Origin of the sequence: Gardnerella coleohominis, from assembly GCF_002896555.1 — a bacterium.
Taxonomy (GTDB): Bacteria; Actinomycetota; Actinomycetes; order Actinomycetales; family Bifidobacteriaceae; genus Bifidobacterium; species Bifidobacterium vaginale_F.
Genome location: NZ_MNLH01000003.1, coordinates 306816 through 327909, shown reverse-complemented (window position 1 = coordinate 327909; position 21094 = coordinate 306816). Strand labels below are relative to the sequence as shown.

Below are 21094 nucleotides of genomic sequence, written 5' to 3'. Positions count from 1 at the left end.
CAAGTTTTTTACTTCCCCAATTTCGCTATTTCAGCGCTTTTATTGTTTATTTCGCGCAACCATGATTTCAACATATCGTCAACACTGTTAAGCATAGATTCCATTGGTTTAGTGGAATCAACTACAAAATCCGCCATATCTTTTCGAACTTTACTTGGAAGTTGACTATTTATTCGCGCTAAAGCCTGACTCTCAGTCATATTTCGCTCGCTTATCATTCTCTTAACGCGAATTTCTCGAGGAGCTTCAACAGTAATAATATGGTCAAAACTAAATGGAATGCTGTCAATTACTTGCGCAAGAAGTGGAATGTCGTGCACAATAACTGAACTTAAAGATGCTCGTTCACAGCAATCTTCCTTAGAAATTTTCCTATCACACTCGCTTTTATATTCGCTTTCTAAAAGCTTTGCGCAATCATAAATAGCAGGATGAATTATAGACTCAATCTTACTTAACTCTTTCTTACGTTCATCGCCATCTCCAAAAATACGCTCCGCAATAAACGCTCGATTCAAAGAGCCATCATTCTTAACGGCATTTTCCCCAAAAATGCCTACTATTTGTTGCAATACTGCGCTTCCTGGTTCCACTACTTTACGCGCTAAAACGTCGTAATCTATAACAAACGCGCCACGCGAACGCAAATGGTTTACTACAGTAGATTTTCCGGCTGCAATTCCGCCCGTTACAGCAATCCGCATCATTGTCATATTTTGATTATAAACGATACATTTCGCACAATAACGTAAGCTATCATTGTCCTTACTAAAACTTCTTATATAGCACGCAGTAAATAGGCCCGTAATAGGATTTCCAATTATCAGTTAATAAACTGTATCCAAGCTTGTTATAAAAATCTAAAGCAATCGCATTGTTATCTTTTTCTGTAGATAAAATTATTGTCTTATATAATTTAAGATTTTCAACATTCTTCATAAGAGCTCTACCCACGCCTAGATGCTGGAACTCAGGATCTACAAATAACTCATTTAACTCTAAGCTTTGATTAAACCAATCATAATTTTCGGATAAAAATGGTTTAATTTGATTCGCATACCAATTATCTTGTAATAATTCTATGCCATACAAAACACCGATAATACGATTATTCATCATAGCAACAAGTAAAAGCGCACTACTGTTATATTTCAAACTATCTAATATGCGTTCACGAACATTATCTATACGATCAAGTTCTTTAGGAAACGCTTTTAGATATAAGTCTAAAATTATATTCATATTATCTTTGGCTTCTGAATAATCTAATTTTTTAATTTCAATATTCTTCATAAAATTATTCTTCTAAATACTTTCTCTTATTTACTCAATCACTATAATTTCTTATTTTTAAATATAAAAATAAAAGATGTGCTTCGGAAATTGGATTCTAAAACACATCTTTTATTTATAAAATTATTTAGAAAGCTTAAAACTAAATTTGCAAAAACTAGTCCTGCAACTCAGCTCCATCGCCATCCTGGTGATACTCAGAGCCTGGCTTAGAGCAAAGAATCATAATGAACTCAATGAATGCCCAAATGCCACTAATCCAGCAGAAGAAAACTGAAATAGTCAAAAGAAGCTGAGCAACACCCCTACCTGTCTTACCCAGGTAGAAGTTATGTACACCAAGATATCCGAGGAAGAATGCAAGTATAGCTGCAACAATCTTACTGCGCTTGCTAACAACAACTTCATTCTGTGAATAGTCTACATACTGCTGATTGTACTGTGGCTGAGTGTACTGAGGATCACTGTACTGAGGCTGAGCATACTGCTGATCATATTGTGGTTGAGCATACTGCTGTCCGTACTCTGGCTGAGCCTGGGCCTGATCCTGGCCGTACTCTGGCTGAGTCTGATCTTGGCCGTACTCAGTCTGGCCGTACTCTGGCTGAGTCTGATCTTGGCCGTACTCAGTCTGGCCGTACTCTGGCTGAGTCTGATCGTTTGATTCAGTGTATTCACCATTCTGGCTGTCCATGTCACCCATAACATTCACACTTTCTCTTATAAACTTACTAATTCACAACATCAGCTTAAACACAAATCTGAGTTCAAACTCACATTAATGACAGATTTTACACATATGTGCATACGAAACACACCAAAAATAAAAGATTTACAGAAGATACATAAAGATTTTCTACTATACTTTTTACTGTTTTTCAGGCATTCAACAGTATATTTTTCAGCATTTAAAGATTATTTGACAAATTTGTAATATAAGGCAGCAACATCTCTGAAAGAGATTCACCTTCTGGAGAAACAAAAAATGGTACTCCATTAACAGTTCCAGCAGCACCAACAGCATCAGATGTTTTATCAATATCGCTATACGCCAAGCGAGAAGTAGAAAAAGAGATATTAAAATCGTGAGCGCAACGACGTCGAAAATCTTTTACGGTGGCATTATGTTTGAGCTGACGTATACCAACTGCAGCCACGCGACCAGGATATTGTTCAATGATTTTCGCATAAGTGCTCGGATCTTTTTGACCGTCATCACCCAATAAAATAAAACGCATATGTGGAAAATCATCCATAAGCTGTGCAGCAAATTCCATTTTATGCTGAGGGCCGGTTGGGATAAAAGTTTTAGGTCTTGGATCCAAATCGCGCAATAATAATGGACCTTCAGGAAAACCTTCACGCACAATAAAATGCCTAATAGAAGCTTCAACATTCCAAGGCGATGTAGAGAGATAGAAAAATGGCGCGTCTGGCAGAAGCTTAGAAATTTTCGAGAACAGCGAAGACATGCCTCTAACTGGCGAGCGATGTTCTGGATTCATAATAAGCACATTGTAAGCAGCTTTTATAGGAGATGGAGCCTGAGTGACCATAATAGTGTCATCTACGTCAGAAATAATTCCAATAGAAGCAGATGGTGAAATAGCAAATAAACTAGATTCAACAGGTTCACGGCCATCAACACTATAAGTAACAGTGTGTCTTCCAACGCATAATGCTCGTTCAGTTATTAAATCAAGATATCCTGCACGATCCGAAATACAATACTCAGCTCCGCAAACTCCACGAGCGTCTATTTTGTCGTATACTTCAGAATCGCCGACTTGCGCGCGTTCTACAGGTACATCATCAATAGAAATGGATACTCTAACGCGTACGGCAGGAACAACAAGCATTGCGTAAATGCCGCGCTTAAGCACAGAATGATGTCCTTTACTTGGAGCGTAAACTGTACGACATATAAGACGCGCGTAGGAATCAGTGCCATAGCCAATATAAGGCTCAACACTTGGATAAAAACCAAATTTACGCGATACTTTACCAGCTATACGCATCCACATGCCTACTGATGATGTAACAAATTTTCGTAAGCAACGAACTATAAATGGTTTATCATCTATAAGCTCTTCCGGCGCTGGTGTATCAAACAGTGTTGCTGTGGCATGCACAGGAATTGGAGTACTGCTGATACACCTAGCTGGTTTACGTGGAGAACACTCTACTTTGTCAACGATTGATTTGCGTTCCGAATCCGAAGCAGAATCTGCAGAAGAATCAGAGTCTGTAGAAGAAGAATCTCTATCCGCATCTATATCTGCATCTATATCTGCATCAGAATCGGAGTCACTTAAATCATTATCAAAGTCGATATGATCTTGCACGTCACTATTACTCATTTACGCACCGGACCATTTGGAGTAGTTCCAATAACTTGCACGATGGTACCGCGAGGGCAATTATCGTAAATCCAACGAGCGTCAGCTTCATACATGTTTACACATCCATTTGAACCGTGCTTTGCAGGATCACCGGTAGAAATTCCAACAGAATTCCAAGCAGCAGTATGGAAGCTTTCACCGCCATTAAAGTAGCTAACCCAGCGTATACCAGGCAAAACGTAAGTAGTACCATCAAATTCATGCACACCGCGCATAGTTTGCACGTCGTATCTCAAATAAATATAGAAAGTACCATTGTCGGTTTCAGCAAGATTGGTAAGACCTGTGCAAACTGGGAATGTCTTAACAACTTCATCATTCTTATAAACTGTTGCAATCTGCTTACTTTTATCTACGACAATTCGCATTTCTATGAGTTTCTTATCAACTTTAAACTTAGAAACTTCCGCAGGAACAGAAACTTTGATATCCTTTTGATCCTTCAAAGCTGAAATAACTTTCTTAGAAATATCGTCTGAATATTTAATAGAAACGCCATTCACACCTTTATTAATAGTGAGAATAACCTTTCCATTTTTATCTACGGAATCTTCCTGATTCACCTTTTCTTGATTTAATTCTTTAGGAAGATTTTCAGAAAGCCACTTTCCAACAGCATCATTATCTATATCATACGAAATCTTATGATTGGAATCATCGGAATTGATCCTTACAAACGAAGCAAGAACTTCCTTAGGCAAAGTGAAATCTTTACCATTGCTATTATCGAACTTGATTTTCTTAGAAAGCAAAGTATTAAGTTGATCAGCTACTTTTTGCGCATCATCTTGTGTGATAGGAGCATTCACACGGCGATAAACAACCGCGACTTTAGCAACATGACCAGGATTTGCAATCATCTTTTTAATTGCTTCGTCTACAGGCAAAATCTCAATAGAGCGTCCAGGCATGCCGTCTTTTACAACAAACTTTTTCTCTTTCTTGTTGAATTCTGGAGTGTAAGGTACAGCTCGATCTGATTCTTTAACGAAATAGTTGACAACATAAGCATTCATTCCAGAATGATCTGCGGTAACTGAAAGACTTACATTTGTTCCAACCCAAGGGAAAAGCATAGTAAGGAAATTATCATGCTTTGCGCTCATAATATTACGAACAGTTGCTTTCACATCTGGCTTTACATGCAAGTCATCAAACTTAGCATCAAGATCATTGCCCCTGTCGTCACTGATTTTAAACACGGAGCTTGAGACAGCATCCTCAACTACGCGTTCAACATCGTCAGCTTTTTTGCCAACAATTCTTTCAGTAAGTTTATCGTTACCAAAATGCACGCCAGGAACAACGCGATCATGGAAGTACCATGAAGTTCCTAGATAAGCTCCAACAATCAAAATTAAAACAACTAGCAAAGAGTAAAGGAAAGGAGCTGCAGAACGATTCTTAACGCGACTTTTATTACTATTTTTACGCGATTCAGGCGATGCGCTAAATAGACCGTCGTCAGATTTTGAAGACACGCTTGCAATATCAGCAACGCTCATAGAAGTAGTTTCATCATTATCTTCCGCGCTGGAAGAATTATAAGATGAAAAATAATTGCTGTTTGGATTATTTACAGAATTATTTACAGAATTATTTGCGTTATCGCCAAAATCAGTAAAATTGTTAGGATTTGTCATACTCTCAAACCTCTACTCACTTTTATGCACAAAATGCAAAATTTATGCTACCACTAACCGCATAAAACTAATTACGATAGCTCCCAAATTAGTGCTAATTCTAGTTGATTCGTTAATAATTCCCAAATCGGTGTTTATGTTAAGTAACAAGCCAGCCTTGGTGCACCAAGCTATCGTTTAATACCAAGCTAGTGTCGAATACAAAGTTGCATTTGTGTACAAATCTAGAGTTGGCTCACAAAACTAGAGTTAACTAAAAAAGTTGATTCAAAAACACAAAATTATGCTTTAAATAAAAATGTGCCCCGATGAACATAACATCACCGGAGCACATTCAAAACATTACATAACAGTCATTTATAACTAAAACAACTGCTAAGTAAAGTTTCTAAAATTTAAGCAGAAACTACTTCTTTTCGCTTAAGAGCTGTTCACGCAAAGCTGCGAGCTGATCGGAATCAGCTAAAGCACCTTCGCTAGTTGCTTCAGAAGAATAGTTGGAAGCAACTTCTTCCTTCTTTTCTTCCTTAGCTGGCTTCTTTTCAGCTTCTTCCTGCTGACCATCAGCGGCTGCGGATTCTGCTGCAGCTGCGAGTTCCTTAGCGGCGAACACCTTGTGCTGCTCCCACAATTCGTGAGCTGCTGCATACTGTGCTTCCCACTCTTCGCGCTGCTGCTCGTAACCAGCAATCCACTCGTTAGTGTTTGGATCGAAGCCTTCTGGGTACTTGTAGTTTCCTTCTTCGTCATACTCAGCTGGCATACCGTAGAGAGCTGGATCGAAATCTTCAGAATTTGGATCAACAGCCTCGTTAGCTTGCTTCAAGGAGAGCGAGATACGACGACGATCGAGGTCTACGTCAATAACCTTAACGAATACTTCTTCGCCACCCTTAACAACAGTTTCTGGGTTCTCTACATGACGGTTAGCAAGCTCGGAAATGTGAACCAAGCCCTCGATGCCGTCTTCAACGGAGATGAACACACCGAACTGAACGATCTTGGTGACCTTGCCCTTAACAACCTGTCCAGGAACATGGGTACGAGCGAAGCGCTGCCATGGATCTTCCTGAGTTGCCTTAAGGGAGAGGGAGATGCGTTCGCGATCGAGATCAACGTCAAGAACCTCAACGGTGACCTTATCGCCAACCTTAACAACCTCGGATGGGTGATCGATATGCTTCCAAGAAAGCTCGGAAACGTGAATGAGACCGTCAACACCGCCGAGATCAACGAATGCGCCGAAGTTCACGATAGAAGACACAACGCCTTCACGAATCTGACCCTTCTTAAGCTGCGAAAGGAAGGTTTCGCGAACTTCAGACTGGGTTTCCTCGAGGAACTGACGACGAGAAAGAACAACGTTATTGCGATTCTTATCGAGCTCGAGAATCTTAGCCTTAATCTTCTGGCCAATGTATGGGGAAAGATCGCGGACGCGACGCATTTCCACGAGGGAAGCTGGCAAGAAGCCACGCAAACCGATGTCTACGATTAAGCCGCCCTTAACAGCCTCAATAACAGTACCTTCAACAATACCATCGGCATCTTTGATCTTCTCGATATCACCCCAAGCACGCTCATACTGTGCACGCTTCTTGGACAGAATAAGACGTCCTTCCTTGTCTTCCTTAGTGACAACAAGGGCTTCAATGGTGTCGCCAACTTCAACGACATCATCTGGATCAACGTCTTTCTTGATTGAAAGTTCACGGGAAGGAATTACACCTTCAGTTTTGTAGCCGATATCCAACAATACTTCGTCGTGATCAATCTTTACGACGGTACCTTCAACTAAATCACCATCATCAAAATTCTTGATGGTTGAATCGACTGCCTTGATGAAGTCTTCTTCGGTGCCAATATCATTAATCGCAACCTTGGCGACTTCGTTATTATTCTCTGCCATTACTTATTAGTGGTTTCTTCTTGGGGTGGATATTACTCGATATTAAATTATTAGTTATATTTGCGGCGCATTTTGCACACGCTCTGTCAATGTTATATATAGGCATAGCCAAAATAAGTGTTTTACTTCGGGCGTGTCGGATTATTACACTAAGCGTTCAGCCATATCTACAACATTTGCAAGTAGCATTGCTCGAGTCATTGGACCAACTCCGCCGGGGTTTGGAGAATACGCTCCAGCAAAATCTCTACACGCAACGTCAATATCACCTTTTATGCGATATCTTCCAGCTTCTTCATCGAACACGCGAGATACGCCAACATCAACCAGCACAGCTCCAGGCTTCACATCTTCTGGCTTAACAAATCCAGCACTGCCCATCGCTGCAATAATAACGTCAGAACGACGCATAACTTCTTGCACATTTTTCGTGCGAGTATGACACAACGTAACAGTTGCATCAACTCCCCTTCTAGTTAAAAGAAGACCAATTGTTCGACCAACAGTAATACCACGGCCAAGCACGCAAATTTCTTTTCCAGAAAGATTAATATCATACTCATCAAGCAGAGCCAAAATTCCACGCGGAGTGCAAGGCAAAGGTGTAACAATATCTCCAGAAATATGCATCACCAATTCGCCTAAATTATAAGGATGCATTCCATCGCAATCTTTTTTAGGATCCACTGCCTCAATAATCTTCTTAGAATCCACGCCTTTAGGCAAAGGCAATTGCACTATAAAACCTGTGCAAAGAGGATCATTATTTAATTTTTCGACAGCAGCAAGAATTTCATCTTCACTAGCATCTTCTGGCAAATCGCATCGGATTGAGCGAATCCCAACTTCTTCGCAATCCTTATGCTTTCCAGCTACATACTTTAGTGAACCAGGATCACTACCTACTAATAGCGTTCCTAAACCTGGCTCTACACCTTTTTCTTTAAGCAAAGCAACACGCTGAGCCAAGCTTTTTTTAACCTTGCTAGCTAAAGCCTTACCGTCTAATACAATAACCATAAAAATTATCCCTTCCCGACTCGCACAATTCGTATGGATAGGCTATCGTGAGGTATAGAGGTGTACGACACTGCGCGTAAAAATACGAGCACATATAGAACGTACGCCACTTGCCGACGTAATTAAACGACGGAAGGAGCGACAACGATGCGTATCACTGTTAAAACTTTAGTGAAAACATGCAAAACTATTGCGACATTTACAATAGCATCACTTATAGGCTTAAGCGTTGCAGCATGCGGATCTCAAACACCTGATACTAGCACTAAGCCGACAGAAGATAAAAATAAGCCAATATCCGTAGTTTCTACGGTAGACACTTGGGGTACTTTAGCAAAAGAAATTGGCGGAACAGATGTAAAAGTAGTGTCTTTGCTAGCTGGAGCAGATACAGATATATCTGACGTAAAGCTTAATGGAAAAACTTCTGAAGCATTAAGTTCAGCTCAAGTAATTGTAACTAACGGAGCAGGCTATGACGATTGGGCAACCAAGAATTTGCCAAAGCAAGCGGAAAACGTAAGCGCTGCAAGTACTGTTGGAGCGCTTAAAGGAGACAATCCATACTTATGGATGTCTAAAGATGCAAGAAAAGCAATGGCGAATTCATTATCTGAAGCTTTTTCTCGCGTTAAACCAAATAAGCGCAAGGAATTTGAGCAAAGATTAAATGATTGGAAAGATAGAGAAAAGAAGCTAGAGGATTATCTTGACGAATTCGCTAAGAAACACAAGGATTTGAAGATTGCTTCTACTTCTCCTATTTTATTCTGGCTTATGTCAGATTTAAATCTTAAGGATAACGCTCCAAAAGATTACTTATCTGCTATTTCTCAAGAAACCGATCCTAGCTCGAAAAGCGTTTCTGACTTTAGTAAAATGCTTGAGGACCGAAAAGTCGATGTTCTTATAAACGATTCCCAGCAATCTAAAAATGACAATATAAATTTGATTACTGGTATTGCAGGACGTAGCTACACAAGCATTATTAATGTAAGCGAATTAATGCCTTCGTATGCTAAGCAGCTCGATACATGGATAATTAAGATTTGCGACGACATTGATAATGCAACTAAAATGAGCTCATCAATGCGAGAAGAAATTGATAAGCAATTAAAGAAGCCTAGTAAGTTAGTTACTGAAAAACCAAAGCCTGTTGTACCTGGACCAGCTCGTTCTAATCAAGGTCAAACAGACCCAGGAAAGTAATAAAAGTAATCCTGTAAAACAGATACTGCAAAACAACAAAATTCAAAAAAACAAAGCCTTGTCTGAAATCAAAAGTTTTAGACAAGGCTTATTCTATAAAGTTTTATTTTTATAAGGATTTATATAGCGTTATAAAGATTTATAAAGTCTTATAATAACTAAACTTTAACTCACTTTTTGCGAGACTTACGAGAACTACTAGCCAACAAAGCTAAAGTTTCAGAAGCAGGTTCCTCAGGGAATGAAGTATGATGATTCTCATCTCCATCTTGAGGATGCTCATAACCGAGATTCACATTTAACAAACGCTCAGCTTCCTGCTCATCAATCTTTTCAGACAAAGCAATTTCTGAAATTAAAATACTGCGAGCGCGTGCAAGCATACGTTTTTCGCCTGCAGATAAGCCATGCTCATCCACATCTCTTTGAGATAAATCGCGAACTACTTCTGCAATTTTATTAACATCGCCAGTAGCAATCTTTTCAACGTTAAGCTTATAACGACGAGACCAATTCATCTCTTTTTCGATAATTGGTGTACGTAAAATCTCAAATACTTTCGCTACTTCTTTAGCGCCGACAATATCTCTAACGCCGACTTTTTTGACACTGTCAACAGGAACATTAATTTCCAGACCGTCTGATGAAAGAACAACAAGGCGCAAATATTGTCGAGTAACACCCTTTACTGTTCGCTCACTGATTTCCTCGACTCTAGCAGCACCATGACGAGGATAGACGACCATATCGCCGACTTGATATTCCACAGAACCCTCCGTACGCACAGAAAAACTCATAAAAGTTTCTCATAAGCTAACGACTTGAGGAAAAAAATTAATATTTTTTAATAACTTCTCGAAACACACGCGACTTCATACATGAAAGCATGTATTATGGAGAGCATGAGTACAGTTTCTACCATCAATGAAGATGCAGTCGCAGTTGAAGTCCGACAGGACGTATTAGCTGCGGTCAGCAACGCAGAGTATTACAATCCACATGAGGTCCTTGGCGGACATCTTGGAACAGGCGAAGGAGCCGGAACTGCCACGGTACGCGTTTTACGTCCAATGGCCAAGAAAGTAGTAATTCTTACCAAGTCTGGAGAGTACGAGGCTAAGCACGAATATAATGGTATTTTCACCGCTGTTATTCCTGCAACCAAGCACGCTCGTTCTAAAGAGTGGTCAGTACCAAGTTATCGCGTACGTACTGTTGAAATAGACGGCACTGAGTCAGTCGATGACGATCCATACCGTTATCTACCGCAAGTTGGCGAGTTAGATATGTATTTGTTCGGCGAAGGCCGTCATGAGCGTTTGTGGGAAGCACTTGGTGCACACGTAAAGACGATAACCGATTCATGGGGACTTGTTTCTCCAGAAACCGGCAAAATGGTCAAGAAGATTACAGGTACTGCGTTCTCAGTGTGGGCACCTAATGCACGTGCTGTACGAGTAGTAGGTAATTTCAATTACTGGAATGGACGTCGTCACGCCATGCGCTCATTGGGTTCTTCTGGAATCTGGGAGCTTTTCATCCCTGGAATTGTTGCAGGAGAAGTTTATAAGTTCGAGATCCTCACACAATCCGGCGCATGGATTATGAAAGCAGATCCTATGGAGCGCTCGCATGAGGTTCCACCAAACACAGGTTCTGTTGTTGTCGATTCTGAATTCAAGTGGCATGATAGCGAATGGCTTGATAACCGCGCTAAGACCAATGCACACGATGGCCCTATCAGCATCTACGAAGTACAAGCAAATAGCTGGAATCGTGATTTAACTAATTATCGCGAATTAGCAGATAAGCTTGTTGACTATGTAGAAAAAGAAGGCTTCACTCATGTTGAGTTTATGCCTCTTACACAGTATCCATACTCAGGTTCTTGGGGATATCAGGTAACTGGTTATTACGCAGTTGATTCTCGCTTGGGCTCCCCTGACGACTTTAAGTACTTGGTTAACAAGCTCCATAAGGCTGGTATCGGTGTGATTATGGACTGGGTTCCTGCACACTTCCCTAAGGATGATTTTGCACTCGGTCGCTTTGACGGTACAGCTTTGTATGAAGATCCTGATCCTATGCGCGGAGAGCATCCTGATTGGGGTACTTACATCTTCAACTTCGGACGTCATGAAGTTCGCAACTTCCTCGTTGCTAATGCATGCTTCTGGCTTGACGAATACCATGTTGATGCATTGCGTGTTGACGCAGTATCCTCAATGCTTTACTTGGATTACAGCCGTGAAGCAGGACAGTGGAGACCAAATATTTATGGTGGCCGCGAAAATCTTGAGGCAATTGACTTCATTAAGGAAGCAAACGCAACTGCATACAAGAATAATCCTGGCATCATGATGATTGCTGAGGAATCCACTGCTTATCAAGGCGTAACTGCTCCAACCGATATGGGCGGCTTAGGCTTCGGCTTGAAGTGGAATATGGGCTGGATGCATGATACTTTGCAATACCTTAAAGAGGAACCAATTAATCGTCGTTGGCATCATAACGAGATTACATTCTCAATGGTTTATGCCTATTCCGAGCATTACGTTTTGCCATTAAGCCACGATGAAGTTGTGTACGGCAAGGGTTCTTTGTTAGGTAAGATGCCTGGAGATGAATGGCAACAGTTTGCAGGATTGCGTGCACTGCTTGCTTACCAGTGGTCTCACCCAGGTAAGAACTTGCTCTTCATGGGTGGAGAAATTGGCCAATCAAGCGAATGGAATTTCAACGCTTCACTCAACTGGAACGAGCTGCAATGGCCATTCCATCAAGGTGTACAAAAGCTTGTAGCTGATTTGAATACTCTTTATAAGAGTTCTAGGGCTTTCTGGAGCCAAGATTTCACTCCAGATGGATTCCAGTGGCTTACAAGCGATGATGGCGATCACAATACTTTGAGCTACATGCGAATTGGCGATGACGGCGATTTGATTGTTGTCGTAGTCAACTTCTCAGGTCAGGCTTGGCAGAATTATCAAGTTGCACTTCCTCAAGGAGGAAAGTGGCAAGAGATTCTCACAACCGATGATGCTAAGTATTGCGGATCGGATATTCACAATGGTACATTTACTGCAGCTGCTGAAGAGTATCATTCTCGTCCGTATTCTGCAAGAATTACTGTACCAGCATTGGGTGCCGTGTTCCTTAAGCCTGTGAAAGACTGAAAGGTTTTATTGTAATGATTAACGCTCCATCAGGCAACGGAGTTCCACGAACAATCCTTGTGGTTGAAGACGAACCAGATCTTGCAACTGCAATTGCACAGCGTATAGCTGCACAAGGATGGAGAGCTCGAGTTGTATCTGATGGAGCGTCTGCTGTTAAAGTAGCAGAACAGTTGCAGCCAGATTTAATTATCATGGACATAATGCTTCCAATTATGGATGGCGTTGAAGCTACTAAGAGGATTGTGTCTAAGCGCCCTGTGCCAATTCTTATGCTAACAGCTAGAGATGCAGAGTCAGATAAAATTACTGGCTTAAGCGCTGGGGCTGACGATTACATGACTAAACCATTTTCCCCTAGAGAGCTTATTGCTCGTTGCGCCGCGCTTTTGAGACGCGTTGAACGTGCTACGCAAATAGCTAAAGCGATGGAAAATGAACGAGCCATAGTATTCGGTGATTTGGTGATTAAACCTCAACAGCGCGTTGTTACACGCGGCGACGAAGAAATTCACTTTACTCCTACAGAATTTGATTTGCTAGCAACCTTAGCTCGCAAACCTCATACAGTTTTTAAACGCGAAAAGTTACTAGAAGAAGTATGGGATTGGCCTGACGCTTCTGGAACTCGAACTGTTGATTCACATATCAAATCTTTAAGGCATAAAATTGGTTCTTCTTTAATTAGAACAGTGCATGGAATTGGTTATGCTTTTGAACCGCCTATGAACGAATCTGATTTAGAAAATAATTACTCAACTGATAAAAATTCTGATTAAGTAATACTATTAACATCTTATTTAAGAATGTTTTTAAAATATGAAAGAATCAACATCTATATTAAAATCTTCAATCAGCTCACCTTCAAATTCTAAAGCTGAACGCGCTGAATCAGACAAGCATGCCGAATCCGCAGAAGAAAATAAGCATGCCGAATTAAATAAAGAATCTTCTAAAAGTCGCTTTGCAAATCGCGTATCACACTATAAAAAACTTAAAAAACACAATATTTCTCAACAATCAACGGGATTTTTCCCATCTATATTTACATCCCTAAAAAGCGAATTATCCGCAATAATAGTTTTTGCAACAGCAATAGCATTCGTAATGGCATGGTTCCTTCTAAAAGTAGGATTAAGCGGATGGATTGCAATGCCGATCACATTAGCTGTCGCATTAGGCATAACCTATGCGTTTTCACGCGGATTAACTGCACCATTGCGTCAAATGAGAGACGCGTCTGAAGCAATGGCAGAAGGTGATTATTCCGTACGAGTTGCAATAGAAAATCGCAGAGATGAAGTAGGAAAACTAACTTTAGCTTTTAATGAAATGGCTGAAGAGCTAGAGCATGTTGATCAAATGCGAAGCGATTTAATTGCGAACGTAAGCCATGAACTTAGAACGCCTGTTTCCGCATTACAAGCAATGTTAGAAAATCTTGCAGATGGAGTTGTAGAGCCAACGCCTGCAAATATGGAAGCCATATTAAACCAAACACATCGCCTTGCAGATCTTATTACTTTCCTATTAGATTTATCTCGAGTTGAAGCCGGAGCAGAAAATCTTAATATAACATCTTTTGACTTTTATGAATTTATAGACTCAATAGTCGAACCTTTAGAAATAGCCGACGGAGGACATAATCATCATATTGACGTTAAAATTAGCGATAATATACAAATCACAGGAGATAAAAATCGACTATCTCAATTATTCACAAATATAATTTCTAACGCTCTTAAACATTCTCCAGACAACACTAAAGTTCTTATAACAGCTTATGCAGATTTGGAAAATAATATGCTCACAAGCAATGTTATTAACTTCGGAAAGCAGATTCCAGAAGAAGAACGCTCGGAAATCTTCCGTAGATTCGTTAAAGGAAACCAAGGAATTGGAACTGAATCAGGTGGAACTGGACTCGGATTGTCTATTGCACGCTGGGCAGCAGGGCTTCATCATGGTACCGTAAAAGTAGTTGACGATAGGCGCGGACCTAATTTTGAAATCACGCTCCCCCTAAAATACGACGCTGTAACAGATAATAATGAATAACTCTGAAGTATACTAATACAAATAAATCCACTAACAGCCTAAGGAGATGCACATGCTATTAGCAGTTGACATCGGAAATACGAATATTGTGCTCGGATTTTTAGAAGGAAATCGCATAGTAGGCACATATCGAATGACAACTAAAGCAAGTCAAACTTCTGATGAGTATGGCATCATGATTATGCAATTCCTTCATTTAAGCGGATATAGTCTTAAAGATGTGGATGACGTGATAGTTGCATCTGTTGTTCCAAAAGTAATGCACTCATTTAGATCGAGTATTATTAAATTCATTCATATTGACCCAATGATTGTAGGCCCAGGCGTAAAAACCGGTATGAATATTCGCATAGATGAGCCTAAAACTCTTGGCGCTGACTGCTTAGCAGATTGCGTTGGTGCAATAACACAATACGGCGGCCCTGCTTTAGTAATCGACTTTGGTACAGCAACTACTTACAATTACGTAGACGAATATAACGCTATTACTTGCGGACTTATTTGCACAGGAATCCGCACGGCCGCAGCAGCTTTATGGGATAACACAGCGCAGCTTCCTGAAGTAGAAATATCCCGACCAGAATCAGTTCTAGCGAAATCAACTCGTACTGCTATGCAAGCAGGCTTGTACTACAGCTTCTTAGGCGGAATTGAACGCACAATCGAACAGTTTAAGACTGAAATCAATGAGCCGTTTAAAGTAATTGCCACAGGCGGATTAGGTAGTCTTTTTGAAAAAGACGTAAAAGCGATAGACTATTACGATCCAAACTTGATTTTCAAAGGAATGGCAGCAATTTATAATCGCAACACTAGCTCAAAATAGTGCTACTTCTATAGTTCTATCTCTATAGTTCTATTCCTATAGTTTGTTTGACAAAGCAGAAGTTTACTTAACTACAAAGCCTTGATTATAACCGTATTCTTGCAAATCTTTACGCCATAAAGAAAGTCCATCTTGCAAAGAAATACGATCGCCTGGATCATCCGGAAGCCGCAACTGCTTGCCGTCATTCTGCGTTATTCCAGCATCAATCATGGCTTGAACGCGTAAACGAGCGCGCGATTTTCTGCTCCAATCATATGCTTTGCCAACGGTGTAGCGAAAATCACTACGAGCATACACTTCAAACGGCAGATACTTGTACCCCGTATTAACACAATCTGCAGCATCTGCTAAAACGTGGTTAAACTTTTGACCACCAAAATAAGGTATATCAATACCTCTAGAATCGCGAACTGTTGTCTTATTCAAAAATGACTTATTTCTTAACGTAACAACATCCGCTGGAAAAGCTCCACTATCAACTCTCATACGAATGCCTTGCGAATTATGGCATACATATTCCACAAAACGCATAGCAGCCTCAGGCTTACGGCTAGATTGCAATACAGCTAACGCAGATCCACCCATTTCAGAATTGCTCCGTTCGCCATGCAAAGTTGGAACTTTAGCAACACGCCATAATCCAGCATTACCAGGAACATTTGCTAATAGAAGCGATGGCATCCAAGCGCCTGAAAAAACTGAAGCGACTTTACCGGATCCAAGCGCATACTTCCAATCAGATGACCAAGTATTAAACCTAGTTTCAATCAAATCTTCATCAATCATAGACTGCCAAAACTCGGTAAATTCCTTCGTAGCTTTATCTTCTTGCAAACGAACAGTCACAGTTTTGCCATCATTCGAAGTTATATAAGGCTTACCTCCAGCAAGCCAAATCATAGCATCATAAAAACTAGCGTCACCGGAATCGGCTGCAATATAAACGCCAATATCTTTCAACTTTCGAGCAGCATGCCGGTAATCTTCCCAAGTGTGGATTTTAGACGCGTCTACCCCAGCCTGCTTAAAAACATCGTCATTATAAAACCAAGCCATAGGACCTGAATCCATTGGCAAACCATAAACGCGATTCCCTAATTTAACAGACGACCAAGTGCCAGGCGTGTAAAAAGTTTTCATGTCTCGCACGCGATCCGTAATGTCTAAAAGTTGACCGCTAACTGCGTATTGCGGCAAAGCATGATATTCAAGCTGCGCAACATCTGGCATACCATAGCCATCCTGAATCGCATTATTCAAAACGTTATAGCCGCTCGTATCCTTAACTGTTACTCGAATATCTGGATTTGACTTTTCAAATTCAACAGCCAAGCGTTTCATGCTAGGCTCCCAAGACCAAACAGTAATATGCGTTCTGGAATCCGTTTGCCCGCAAGCACAAGAAAAAACTATGGAGATAATACATAAAAGCGACATAGAGAAACGCCATGAAGCAATCTTGAGCATGCGAAAATTCTTCACACTCAAAAATCGCTTAAGCCAAGAAACGCGCTTCAAAACGCCGCTTTTAAACGCAATCATACAATCGCCTAATACTATTTATTCAATATTTATTCAATATTTATTCAACTGTTACAGACTTAGCTAAATTACGTGGCTTATCAACGTCATAACCCTTTAATTTAGCCATATCCATAGCGAAAAGTTGCAATGCTACTACGTCAACTAAAGGACTTAACAAAGTTGCACATTTAGGACGCCAGAACACAATATCAGCGTAACGTTCAGCATCAGCATCACCAACTTCAGCAACTGCAATCGTAAAAGCTCCACGCGCTTTAACTTCTTCAATGCCAGAAATGACTTTAGAATGAAGAACGTCACGTCCTCGAGAAGATGGAACTATTACAACAACAGGTTCGCCGTCATCAACTAATGCAATAGGACCATGCTTAAGCTCGCCTGCAGCAAAACCTTCTGTAAAAGTATATGCGATTTCTTTAAGCTTTAAAGCACCTTCCAAAGCTACAGGGTACCCAACGTGTCTGCCTAAGAATAAGAACGATTTTGCGCCTATTGTACGTTTAGCAGCTTGCATAATAGCATCCGCTTGAGTATCGAGAACTTCTTGAATCTTATCCGGCATATCTTTAAGCTTAGAAACGATTTGCTGAATTTCATCGCGATACATTGTGCCTTTTACTTGCGCTAAATACAAGCCCAACATATAAGCTGCAACGATTTGCGCTACGAACGCCTTTGTAGAAGCAACAGCTATTTCTGGACCAGCATGCGTATAAAGAACAGCATCGGATTCGCGCGGAATACTAGAACCTTGAGTATTGCAAATCGCAAGCACACGACTACCCTGCTCGCGAGCATGACGCAAAGCCATAAGCGTATCCATAGTTTCGCCAGATTGCGAAATCGCTACTACAAGCGTTCGATTATCTAAAATAGGATCTCTGTATCTGAATTCATGTGCTAATTCCACTTCAACAGGTACACGAACCCAATGCTCAATAGCATATTTTGCAACTAAACCAGCATAACTTGCAGTTCCACAAGCAACAACAATAATTTTATCTATTGAACGCAAAACATCTTGACCAATATGAACTTCGTCAAGAACAATATTTCCCTTAGTGTCAAAGCGACCGCGCAAAGTATCCGCGACAGCATGCGGATCTTCATGAATCTCCTTGTCCATAAAGGAATCCCATCCGCCTTTTTCTACTGCAGACGCGTCCCAATCAACTGTAAAACAAGTAGGATTTTTAACCTCATTGCCATTGAAATCAGTAAGCAAAATACTTGCCTTACCAGATTCATCAATGTTACCAACGCATACAGCTTGATCTTGGCCGACTTCCAAAACTCGATCCGTATAAGCAACAAAAGCTGCAACATCTGATCCAAGGAAATATTCACCATTCCCAAGGCCTACAACCAAAGGCGAATCGTGACGAACAGCAGCAACGATACCCGGTTGACGAACATCAACAGCTAATAGTGTGAAAGCTCCTTTAAGCATTTTTGCTGTACGACGAATCGCAGTAAATAAATCCGGATTGCCAGTTTCATTTATAATTTCATTCGCGATTTTACCAAGCAATTTTGCAGCAACTTCAGTATCTGTTTGAGAAGAAAATTCGTATCCTTCTTCATGAAGCTGCTCTTTTAACACAAGTGCGTTTTCAATAATACCGTTATGAATAAGCGCTATTTTACGATCTGCACTCGTATGAGGATGTGCGTTAATATCGCAAGGAGCACCATTCGTAGCCCAACGAGTATGACCGATAGCTGCACTCGAATCAGGCATAGGATTTTTAGCTATATCGTTACGCAAATTAGTAAGCCTACCAGCTTTTTTACGAACGTCAGCATAATCCATTCCTGGAGCAACTAACGCAACTCCAGAAGAATCATATCCGCGATACTCTAAACGCTCTAAACCGCCTAAACAAACTTCTAAAGGTTTTGCACAAACTTTTCCAAAACCTGCGTATCCAACAATGCCACACATAATTTTCTATTCTACGTTATAAAACGTGTGTGTTTCTACATGTTTTGCAATTATGTTTTGAATTATGTTTTGCGATTACTGTTACCTGTTGATATGAATACTATCTGCTTTTGCTTCAAATCCTTTGCCAAAATGCTTCTCGAGCATGTATTGCAAAACCATCAAAACAGACGTAATCACCAAATACCAAATACTAGCAACAATAAGAAGCGGAATCGGCTTATAAATACGATTAGCAACAGCATTAGTAGCAAACTGAAGCTCCAAAGTAAAAGGAACAGCCAAAACCAAAGACGTAGTCTTAAGCATGCCAATAGTTTCATTACCCAAAGGCGGAATAATAATACGCATAGCTTGAGGCAAAATAATACGACGCATCATCAAAGACCTACCCATACCCAAAGCCTGAGCAGCCTCAACCTGACCAGAATCCACAGCCTCCAAGCCAGCGCGAACAATCTCCGACAAATACGCAGCTTCATTCAAAGACAAACCAATAACAGCAGCGTTCAAAGAAGTCATAACAACATTAGAATCAATAGAGAAAAACTCTACAGAAGTAAACGGTATACCCAAACTCAGCTTAGGCACAAGAACCGCAAACATACCCCAAAAAACAAGTTGCGTATAAACAGGAGTACCTCTGAAGAACCAGATAAAGAACCAGCTAACACCGCGAAGAACTGGATTAACAGATTTACGCATCATAGCTAAAACAACAGCCAAAATAATTGCAATAACCATTGAGACAACAGTTAAGAACAAAGTCCAACCAATACCTGAAAGAACGTTCTCGTTAAAAATGTATTTCCAAACGATTGCCCAATCAAATCGAGAATTTGTAGCAATTGAATACACAAGAGCACACGCTATAATCGCAACAATAATGCCAGATATAATAGGTCCAGGTTTTCTGACTGGCAAAATACGCTCGTTGTTGTTATTTTTAGCAAACATGTTCTTAATCCTACTCTAAGCAACCAAAGTTTCTACTAGTGAATATTAAACAGCTAAATCAATCATACAAAGTATCAGCAAAGCAAATCACACAAATCAATCACACTTTTGGATTTACTTCTGGGTGTTTAATCATAACGTCTTCAACACCCCACGCCTTCATTATTTCTTGATAAGCGCCCGTTTGTATTAGCTTTTCAATACCAGCTTTTATTGCTTTTACAAGCTGAGTATCTCCTTTTTGAGTAATAATACCCATAAGAGCTTTATCACGACTTTTACCCAATGGCTCCAGCTGACCGTCCGTTTGCTCAATCGCAAAACTAGAAACAGGAGTATCGGCATACATAACGTCTGCGCGACCTGCCACTACTGCAGTCGTAGCATCCGTTTGCTCTCTAAATGCAAGAACATCTAATGGCGCTTTGCGACTTAACTTGCAAACATCTCTTGCGTCATACATTTGAGTTTCGCTTGTTGTTCCAACTTGAACAGAAACTTTTTTACCACATAAATCGTTAAGATTTACATTTGTTGGATTTCCTTTTCGAACAACAAAAAGCAAACCAGCGTCCGCGTACGTTACAAAATCAACTGACTTTTCTCGCTCTTTGCTAACCGTAAATCCCGAAACACCAATATCAAATTTGCTTCCAACAGATGGCAAAATCGCGTCAAATGGCGCATGAACAATGCGAAGCTTTAATCCCATTAGTTTTGCTAGCGCTTTGTTTAAGTCTATTTCGTAACCTACAACAGTTCTTCCATCTCTAGCGTAGAATCCTGCAGGCGCATATCCAACATTAGTACCCATTACAAGCTCGCCACTTTCTACAAGCTTTTTCGGCAACATTGCAGCAATACTTTCATCTTTTTTAATACGATTGACGTCGTAGCTGCGCGCTAAAAGAGGATCTGGCCCAACCGCATCGCTTGTTCCGCAAGCACTGGAAAATCCTAGTAAAGATAGAGATGTAAACGCTGCAACAAATCTTAGCCAACGAGATACACGAACGCCGTTCTTTCTATGCGAGTTTGATTCGCATGAAGAACATGCACCACTCATACTAATCTCCGAATAAATTGGATGGAATATTTAAACAATGAA

17 protein-coding genes are annotated in these 21094 nt (G+C 40.5%); 5 read left to right on the top strand and 12 right to left on the bottom strand.

The genetic code is table 11. The annotated features are described in order from the left end of the window. Positions 1 to 8 precede the first annotated feature (8 nt). From coaE to BFS05_RS04615, 7 genes are all read right to left on the bottom strand, one after another. On the bottom strand, positions 9 to 713 hold the full coding sequence (coaE, locus tag BFS05_RS04645; protein ID WP_103084813.1) for a dephospho-CoA kinase: 705 nt from the start codon (positions 711 to 713) through the stop codon (positions 9 to 11). A gap of 55 nt (positions 714 to 768) precedes the next feature. After that, positions 769 to 1293, bottom strand: a complete 525-nt coding sequence (locus BFS05_RS04640; protein WP_103084812.1) for a GNAT family N-acetyltransferase — start codon at positions 1291 to 1293, stop codon at positions 769 to 771. A 157-nt stretch (positions 1294 to 1450) separates the two neighbouring features. Beyond that, positions 1451 to 1996, bottom strand: a complete 546-nt coding sequence (locus tag BFS05_RS04635) for a TM2 domain-containing protein (RefSeq protein ID WP_103084838.1) — start codon at positions 1994 to 1996, stop codon at positions 1451 to 1453. 205 nt (positions 1997 to 2201) lie between these two features. Further along, positions 2202 to 3653: an App1 family protein gene (locus BFS05_RS04630; RefSeq protein WP_103084811.1), complete on the bottom strand. Its 1452-nt coding sequence runs from the start codon at positions 3651 to 3653 to the stop codon at positions 2202 to 2204. Beyond that, complete coding sequence (locus BFS05_RS04625) at positions 3650 to 5338, bottom strand: L,D-transpeptidase (RefSeq protein WP_103084810.1); 1689 nt, start codon at positions 5336 to 5338, stop codon at positions 3650 to 3652. The genes BFS05_RS04630 and BFS05_RS04625 overlap by 4 nt, the downstream gene beginning before the upstream one ends. Positions 5339 to 5744: 406 nt before the next feature. Beyond that, the gene (gene rpsA / locus BFS05_RS04620) at positions 5745 to 7247 is read right to left on the bottom strand and encodes a 30S ribosomal protein S1 (RefSeq protein ID WP_103084809.1); all 1503 of its coding nucleotides are present in this window, start codon (positions 7245 to 7247) and stop codon (positions 5745 to 5747) included. A 144-nt stretch (positions 7248 to 7391) separates the two neighbouring features. Then, positions 7392 to 8267 carry a bifunctional methylenetetrahydrofolate dehydrogenase/methenyltetrahydrofolate cyclohydrolase gene (locus BFS05_RS04615; RefSeq protein ID WP_103084808.1) on the bottom strand — a complete coding sequence of 292 codons (876 nt, stop codon included), beginning with the start codon at positions 8265 to 8267 and terminating at the stop codon, positions 7392 to 7394. Between the two features lie 147 nt (positions 8268 to 8414). On the opposite strand from BFS05_RS04615, the gene BFS05_RS04610 reads away from it, so the two are divergent. Continuing rightward, positions 8415 to 9476 (top strand): metal ABC transporter solute-binding protein, Zn/Mn family, encoded by a 1062-nt coding sequence (locus tag BFS05_RS04610; protein ID WP_103084807.1) that lies wholly within the window; start codon positions 8415 to 8417, stop codon positions 9474 to 9476. 170 nt (positions 9477 to 9646) lie between these two features. Here the strand turns inward: BFS05_RS04610 and BFS05_RS04605 are convergent, their stop codons facing one another. Continuing rightward, a complete protein-coding gene (locus tag BFS05_RS04605) occupies positions 9647 to 10243 on the bottom strand; it encodes a CarD family transcriptional regulator (RefSeq protein WP_180978606.1) in 597 nt (198 codons plus the stop codon). Positions 10244 to 10378: 135 nt separating this feature from the next. On the opposite strand from BFS05_RS04605, the gene glgB reads away from it, so the two are divergent. Genes glgB through BFS05_RS04585 form a run of 4 tightly spaced genes read left to right on the top strand, consistent with a single transcriptional unit; the run spans position 10379 to position 15536 of the window. Further along, positions 10379 to 12652 (top strand): 1,4-alpha-glucan branching protein GlgB, encoded by a 2274-nt coding sequence (gene glgB / locus BFS05_RS04600; RefSeq protein WP_180978599.1) that lies wholly within the window; start codon positions 10379 to 10381, stop codon positions 12650 to 12652. A 14-nt stretch (positions 12653 to 12666) separates the two neighbouring features. Beyond that, positions 12667 to 13431, top strand: coding sequence for a response regulator transcription factor (locus tag BFS05_RS04595; RefSeq protein WP_103084805.1), 765 nt, complete (start codon positions 12667 to 12669; stop codon positions 13429 to 13431). A 40-nt stretch (positions 13432 to 13471) separates the two neighbouring features. Continuing rightward, on the top strand, positions 13472 to 14710 hold the full coding sequence (locus BFS05_RS04590; protein ID WP_258004251.1) for a sensor histidine kinase: 1239 nt from the start codon (positions 13472 to 13474) through the stop codon (positions 14708 to 14710). A 52-nt stretch (positions 14711 to 14762) separates the two neighbouring features. Next, positions 14763 to 15536 carry a type III pantothenate kinase gene (locus tag BFS05_RS04585; protein ID WP_103084804.1) on the top strand — a complete coding sequence of 258 codons (774 nt, stop codon included), beginning with the start codon at positions 14763 to 14765 and terminating at the stop codon, positions 15534 to 15536. 63 nt (positions 15537 to 15599) lie between these two features. Here the strand turns inward: BFS05_RS04585 and BFS05_RS04580 are convergent, their stop codons facing one another. The 4 genes from BFS05_RS04580 to BFS05_RS04565 form a co-directional block, all read right to left on the bottom strand. Beyond that, positions 15600 to 16976, bottom strand: coding sequence for an ABC transporter substrate-binding protein (locus tag BFS05_RS04580; protein ID WP_374703768.1), 1377 nt, complete (start codon positions 16974 to 16976; stop codon positions 15600 to 15602). Positions 16977 to 17121: 145 nt separating this feature from the next. Beyond that, positions 17122 to 19029 carry a glutamine--fructose-6-phosphate transaminase (isomerizing) gene (gene glmS / locus BFS05_RS04575; protein WP_103084802.1) on the bottom strand — a complete coding sequence of 636 codons (1908 nt, stop codon included), beginning with the start codon at positions 19027 to 19029 and terminating at the stop codon, positions 17122 to 17124. Between the two features lie 81 nt (positions 19030 to 19110). Next, positions 19111 to 19986 carry an amino acid ABC transporter permease gene (locus BFS05_RS04570; protein WP_103084801.1) on the bottom strand — a complete coding sequence of 292 codons (876 nt, stop codon included), beginning with the start codon at positions 19984 to 19986 and terminating at the stop codon, positions 19111 to 19113. A 100-nt stretch (positions 19987 to 20086) separates the two neighbouring features. After that, a complete protein-coding gene (locus BFS05_RS04565; protein ID WP_103084800.1) occupies positions 20087 to 21052 on the bottom strand; it encodes an ABC transporter substrate-binding protein in 966 nt (321 codons plus the stop codon). Positions 21053 to 21094 lie beyond the last annotated feature (42 nt).

Coding starts and splice junctions, on each gene's coding strand:
- BFS05_RS04565 (WP_103084800.1), bottom strand. CDS start 21,052: ATGAGTGGTGCATGTTCTTCATGCGAATCAAACTCGCATAGAAAGAAC.
- BFS05_RS04610 (WP_103084807.1), top strand. CDS start 8,415: ATGCGTATCACTGTTAAAACTTTAGTGAAAACATGCAAAACTATTGCG.
- BFS05_RS04630 (WP_103084811.1), bottom strand. CDS start 3,653: ATGAGTAATAGTGACGTGCAAGATCATATCGACTTTGATAATGATTTA.
- BFS05_RS04580 (WP_374703768.1), bottom strand. CDS start 16,976: ATGTCGCTTTTATGTATTATCTCCATAGTTTTTTCTTGTGCTTGCGGG.
- glmS (WP_103084802.1), bottom strand. CDS start 19,029: ATGTGTGGCATTGTTGGATACGCAGGTTTTGGAAAAGTTTGTGCAAAA.
- glgB (WP_180978599.1), top strand. CDS start 10,379: ATGAGTACAGTTTCTACCATCAATGAAGATGCAGTCGCAGTTGAAGTC.
- BFS05_RS04640 (WP_103084812.1), bottom strand. CDS start 1,293: ATGAAGAATATTGAAATTAAAAAATTAGATTATTCAGAAGCCAAAGAT.
- BFS05_RS04595 (WP_103084805.1), top strand. CDS start 12,667: ATGATTAACGCTCCATCAGGCAACGGAGTTCCACGAACAATCCTTGTG.
- BFS05_RS04635 (WP_103084838.1), bottom strand. CDS start 1,996: ATGGGTGACATGGACAGCCAGAATGGTGAATACACTGAATCAAACGAT.
- BFS05_RS04615 (WP_103084808.1), bottom strand. CDS start 8,267: ATGGTTATTGTATTAGACGGTAAGGCTTTAGCTAGCAAGGTTAAAAAA.
- BFS05_RS04590 (WP_258004251.1), top strand. CDS start 13,472: ATGAAAGAATCAACATCTATATTAAAATCTTCAATCAGCTCACCTTCA.
- coaE (WP_103084813.1), bottom strand. CDS start 713: ATGACAATGATGCGGATTGCTGTAACGGGCGGAATTGCAGCCGGAAAA.
- rpsA (WP_103084809.1), bottom strand. CDS start 7,247: ATGGCAGAGAATAATAACGAAGTCGCCAAGGTTGCGATTAATGATATT.
- BFS05_RS04585 (WP_103084804.1), top strand. CDS start 14,763: ATGCTATTAGCAGTTGACATCGGAAATACGAATATTGTGCTCGGATTT.
- BFS05_RS04570 (WP_103084801.1), bottom strand. CDS start 19,986: ATGTTTGCTAAAAATAACAACAACGAGCGTATTTTGCCAGTCAGAAAA.
- BFS05_RS04625 (WP_103084810.1), bottom strand. CDS start 5,338: ATGACAAATCCTAACAATTTTACTGATTTTGGCGATAACGCAAATAAT.